The following is a 5,367-nucleotide window of genomic DNA, read 5'->3' on the forward strand; positions in this document are numbered from 1 at the left end:
CCTTCGCCGCCAAGGAAAAGATCGGCGCCCGCCGAGCCAAGCAGCACATCATCTCCGGCATCGCCCGACAAAATGTCCCCCGACCCGGGGGCCTGGATCCCCGCTTCGCCCGCGGCGATCGCGCCCTCGATCGTGAGCGTCCGGCCGTCGCTCGTGTCGGCAAACAGCACATCGTTGCCCGCGTTCCCGGTGAGGATGTCGCCCTCGGCTCCTCCCTCCACCCAGTCATCGCCTGCGCCCGCGGCCACCACGTCGCGGCCCGCACCCGTCTCCACAAGATCCCTGCCGCCCGCGGCAGAGGCACCGCTCAACGGGCCGTCGGCGTTCACCGCATCGTCGCCGCCCGCGGTGAGGAACTTCTCGACTTCGTCCGCACCCGAGCCGTAGAAAAGATCCGCTCGGTCCGCCAGCTCAAGATCCCGCCGCCCGCCCTGACCGTCGGCACGCACCGTGTTGCCGAAGGCATCGGTCTGCGTCTGCACCCCTGGCTCCGAAGGATTGCCGTCGTAGTCCTGCTTGTCGCCAAGAAAAGTACGCACCTCTCCCGTGGGCGCCGCGGGGGCGTCAATCAGCCGGATGCCGAGATAACCTTCCCGCGCGGCTTTGGCGAAGTCGAAGTCCTTGAGCGTGATCGAGTCCGAAGCATTGTCGGCGAATGTAATCCGCAGGTCAGTCCCCGCTCGCGCATACGTTGCCCCCGCCGCAGCATGCGGATCACGCCAGACGCCCTCCGATACTTTCACCCCGAGAGCAAGCTTCGCGCCGCTGCGAACGAGCGCTGCGGCGCCCTCGGCGTCAATGACCGTGTCGGCCCCGTCACCGGAGGCAAACACGTACGTATCGCGCCCCGCACCCCCGATCAGAAAATCGTCGCCCGCATTGCCGAACAAGCGGTCGGCACCGTCGTCGCCGAACAGCACATCCGCGCTCGCTCCGCCTCTGAGCAAATCGTTGCCGTTTGCTCCCGCCATGAAATCCGGACCGCTCGAGCCGAGATAGGCGACCGGGTGTTCGAGGGCCACCGTCTGCTCCCGACGCAGCTGCGAACCCGTTAGATCGAGCGCGTCGTTGAACTGTTCACGCTCAAGCGCCGCCCTCAGCCCGGTCGAGGCCTCGATCGCCCGCGTCAGGTCCGACCACTCGGGCGTCCACGGCCCGGTGAGGCTCTGCCCATCGGGCAAAAGCTCAAGGCCAGGCACAAGGTCGCGAAGCTCGGTCGCCCCGAGACCCGAGAGCGTCTTGACCATATTCCGGATACTGTGCTGGCTGTAGCCATAGGCCGTCGGCGTGGCGAGGCGAAGCAGTGGAAACTTGAGCAGCACCGCAATCCCAAACACAACCAGCGGCTCAAACCGATCCGGAACGAACGGAATCGAGGACACCGCTACGTCCCGTTGGGTGCCGATCGGCTCGCCGACCAGGCGCGCCGGATCGTAGAGCGCGCTCACGTTGCTGATGTGCGGATAGGCGGCATTCGGATCAAGACCGAGTTCCGCCAAGGCACTCCTTACCCCGATCGCGTTGAACCCGACGGTACGCTCGGCGGTCGTTGCACCCATCAGATTCGCCAGCCCACCGCCCAGGGAATGGCCGGTCTGGAAGCGGGCAAATGTGCCTAGGTTTTCGCGGCCGGCAATTTGCACCACTTGGTCGTAGAACCCAACAGCATCGGCATACTGTCGCGGCGCTCGGCCCACATTCGATTCGAGCACCGCGCGAACGTCGTCGCCTTCGCTCAACTGCATGCCGCGGTGGGCAAAGACGATCTCGCGCGAAGCGCGGTTGAGATACGCCGCCCCAAAATAGCCGGTCCCGAGCCCAATCCCCAGCTGAATGGAGGTGCGAAAGACGGTCCACGGAGAGTTCTCTTGGACCAGGACACTGCCACCTGCATCGGGCAGGTACACCAGCTCGCTCAGTCTCGCCAGAACGTTCAGTGCAGGCATGATCGCCTCCTTGCCCCTTATTTCGTTTGCGCGCCCGATCGCGCGGCGCGCTCGCGCTGGAGCTTGTACTCGTGTTCGCGCACGACCGCGTTGTAGCGGTCCGCCTGCGCGCTGAACTCCACCACCCGCGCAAGCAGCTGCCGCGGAATCGTGAACTTCAGGAAATCCTCCGGGTGAATGCGCAGCTGCCGCCGATAGTCGCGCCCGCCTTCCTTCTTCAACCAGAGTTGCCATTCGGGGCGGCGCGAGAGCTTGCGTTCGGAAAAGCAGCCGGTCGAAAGCTGAACGTAGCTGAGCCCCGGAAAGAGCTCCCGGTAGTACTCGTCAAAACCGATGTCCTCGTATGCACCGCGCGCCAAGAACTCGAAGTCGGGGGTCGCAATCGCAGCGAGCCGGTCGTAGGCCGACTGGCGATCGGCGTGATGCTTGCGGTCAGCCTCCGAGAAGCTCAGCCAGCGCCGATTGTCCGGATCGGGCCACAAGAAGAAGTGCTTGGCATAAACAAGCAGCCACTTGCTTCCCGCCGTTCCGGGTTGCGGGAAAGCGATCGGCAGGTTGCTGTCGACGTAAAGCTTGAATATGCAGTAATAAAACTCCGACGCCCACGGCGGCCCCTTCTCGACGAAGAACTCGATCGCCTGCAGCCCGCCGGAGGGCTCGCTGCCCGGTGTCGGCTCAGGCAGCCGAAAGCGCCGAGCAAACTCCTTCGTGTAAGCCACCGCCCGCATCTGCTCCACGGGCAGCGGCGCGGGGCTGGGCGGCTCCTGCGCAACGACGCCGAACGAAAGCACGGCAAGCATTAGCAAAGCCCTTGCGCCAAGCGTCGCGATCCCACTCGACCGAGGCTCGCCGACACGTGTCGTCCCACAGGCTCCGACCATCAAATCCGAGCTTGCACTGTCATAGAGCACATCCTCCCGCTCGGGCGCGGGTGCATTCGGATCGGTGATGACATTGCCCAGAACATCGGTCTGCGTCTGCACCCCGGGCGTGTCGGGATCGAAATCAACCGGCTGCAGGTCCCCGAGGATCGTTGTCGCAGTCTGCGGATCGCCGGGCGCATCAAGCAGCCGGATGCCGAGATAGCCCTCCTGCGCGGCTTTGCCGTAATCGAAATCCAGAATGCGGATGCTGCCTCCGGCGTCGCCCCGGATGCTTAGTTGCAGGCCCGAGAACTGGCGCGCATAGACGAACTTGCCATCGGGGCTGCGCCACTCGTCGGCGCTCACCTTCAGCCCCAGTCCCGCGATCACGCGGCTGCTGACGGCATCGGAAATCAGCCCGGCTTGCCTGTAGCTGTAGCGAATGAGACCCCTGCCGTCGGTGTCCCGGATCGCGTCGGCACCGTCGTTCGAGGGCGTTCCCAGCAAACTCGTGGCGGCCGTGTACTGATACACATCCATCCCCGCGCCGGCTTCGAGGTAGTCATCGCCCCTGCCTCCGGTCAGCAGATCGCTTCCTCGGCCGCCGTAGAGCCGGTCGGCCTGATCGTCGCCACCGACGACGTCGGAGGACTCGCCCCCGAACACCGCCCAGCGCCGCATGGAGGCCGGCGCCTGACCAAAGGCGATCACTTCCACCTTTTGCGTCAGGTCCACGTAGCGCCAGTTGTCCGGCTGAGCCGGAATCACCACGCCACCGGCATCCATGACATTCGCCTCGCTCAACGCCGCAAGAAACGCCGCACGGTCGGCGAGGTAGCTGTCGGTGAACTCAAGATCGGCTGCGCCCGCGACGCGCCTTGCCCGATCGGCACTCCAGCGCGCATAGAGATCCGCGTGCGCATCGGCAAGAACGCCGCCGGCACCCTCAAGCACAAAGGGCAGCAAATACCTCAGCGCCAGAAAGCTTCCGAAGTCGGCGCCGGCCTGCGCCGCAAGCGCTTGTGCATCCGGCTGCGTAAGCGGGCGCAGCCGCAGCGCACCGGCCAGCGCCCGGTACGCAGCGCTGTCGGCGAGCCCATAGAGGTTGCCGTAGAGCCGTTCCCGATCACCCTCGGTGCTCGGCGACGCCCCAACCGCCCCTTCGCCAAGCAGGGCAAGCCGAATAGCATCGAGCGCCGCCTCGAGCGTAAGAGCGTTCTGGCCACTGGCCGCACGCAGCAACCACCCGGTCTGCTCCAGACTCAGCGCCGCATCCAGCCCCGCATACACCGCCTGCACCGCCAATGCATCGTTCAAGCGCACGATACTGTGGTTGCCTTGCCGAAAATCGAAAAACGAAGCCGCTTCGATCTCGATCCCAATCGGCGCCGACACCGCCAGCCCAAGGCCGGCAATCGGCGAGGCGCCGGCCGCCGCGCGCAGGTTGGAAGCCTTGGCAGGATCCCCGCTCCAAGCGTCAATACCCAGCGCCCGCGCAAGCGCCGGTACGGTCTCCGTCACACCCAAAACACCCGGCGCGTTGAACAGATACGCATGCTCGATAGGCGCACCCAAGTCGCTCACCAGCCCCGCCGCAAGCCAGCCTCCCAGCGAATGACCGCTGACCGTAAAACGCCCCGGCAGCGTCCCATCGAGCGTCCAGCGCAACACTTGCTCATAAAGCGCACGGTACTGCGACGAAAGACCCGGAATGCCATGCAGCAAGATGCCCAAATCCGCGGTGATATCACTTAGATCCAAAAGCGTCGTGCCGCGAATCGCGAGGTAGCGCTTTCCGGTCAAGACCTCCTCGAACACCGTCGCCGATAGGCCCGACACGTCGTTGATTTGTGGAGCAGCCACGCGCCAGCGCTGGGCGAAGCGCTGGGCTTGGGTGGGGGACATGCCGCGGCCACCGTCCCTCAATGCCGCCTCGTAATCGTCAAGAATCATCCCTGGGGCAAGGTTCGAATACGCCGCGAGAGCGAGTTCGGCATGTTGAAAATAGATTGCTATGCTGTTCATCTCTGAACCTCCCCTTTCAGGAATACTGACTGTTCAAGATTCGCCGTCCCCGGCATTGCTATCGCCGGACAATGGAACGATGTCTCATGCCATGGCCCAGGAAGATCACCGCCACCGCGTGCATACCGGATTGACTCTCCGAGGACTTTCCCGTCACTGCGTCGAATGAGCGCGGTGCGCGTCCTTTCTAGAGAGGGATTCCCTTCCCTGTAATACTGCATTTCGGTTTCGAAGTAGTACTCATCCGACGGCTTGGCATATCGTTTATTGCGAATGCCAACATTGCCGTACTTATCAAACCTCTCCGCCGGCAGCTTCACCGTCTCGTACACCTTGATCCCGCCGTCCTTCGCGCACAGGCGCTCGATTTGCCAGTCGTAGTAGTACTTGCGCCCGCCGCCGTACCAGAACGAGACGCCGAACCAGAGCGCGCCGAGAACGATCGCCAACGAATCGCGCAAGCGCCGATTGGCGCCTTCGACCGCCCGCCAGCGCCGCCACAGCCGCCACAGCGCCCAAGTCAGGGCCACCCA

3 protein-coding genes are annotated in these 5,367 nt (G+C 64.4%); all 3 read right to left on the bottom strand.

What is annotated here, in order from left to right; translation table 11 throughout:
* The coding region (locus VNM24_06550) for a hypothetical protein (GenBank protein ID HWQ38263.1) at positions 1 to 1,946 on the bottom strand (1,946 nt) is incomplete at its 3' end.
* Positions 1,947 to 1,963: 17 nt separating this feature from the next.
* Positions 1,964 to 4,834: a hypothetical protein gene (locus VNM24_06555; protein HWQ38264.1), complete on the bottom strand. Its 2,871-nt coding sequence runs from the start codon at positions 4,832 to 4,834 to the stop codon at positions 1,964 to 1,966.
* A partial coding sequence (locus tag VNM24_06560) for a hypothetical protein (protein HWQ38265.1) occupies positions 4,831 to 5,367 on the bottom strand: 537 nt, incomplete at its 5' end. The genes VNM24_06555 and VNM24_06560, both read right to left, overlap by 4 nt.

The sequence above is a fragment of the Burkholderiales bacterium genome (genome assembly GCA_035560005.1).
Classification (GTDB): Bacteria; Pseudomonadota; Gammaproteobacteria; order Burkholderiales; family Eutrophovitaceae; genus DASRFY01.